The sequence below is a fragment of the Psychrobacter sp. CAL346-MNA-CIBAN-0220 genome, assembly GCF_040309805.1.
In the GTDB taxonomy this organism is placed as follows: Bacteria; Pseudomonadota; Gammaproteobacteria; order Pseudomonadales; family Moraxellaceae; genus Psychrobacter.
In genome coordinates, this window is the sequence record NZ_JBEOPF010000113.1 from 1 (window position 1) to 286 (window position 286).

1 pseudogene is annotated in these 286 nt (G+C 65.0%); it reads right to left on the reverse strand.

What is annotated here, in order from left to right:
• Positions 1-286, reverse strand: a pseudogene (locus AAEY88_RS12925) (MFS transporter); the annotation flags it as partial.

Genomic DNA, 286 nt, shown 5'->3' on the forward strand with positions numbered 1-286 from the left:
GTTCAAGGTGGACACCAGGTTCGGCGCGGCCTTGCCGAAGGTCACCACGTTGATTTGCAGCGCCGGCACGGCGGCGAACGAGGCGGTGGCCCACAGGAACAGGGTGATCTCGGTTGGGATCACCGCAACGCTGGTCCAGCTCAGCAGCGTGGACACCACCGCCATGCTGATGAACACGCCGATCAAGGTAGCCGCCAGGCGCTTGTCTGCCAGTTTGCCGCCGATGATGTTGCCCACGGTGAGGCCCAGGCCGATCAGCAGCAGGGTCCAGGTCACGCCTTTGGGC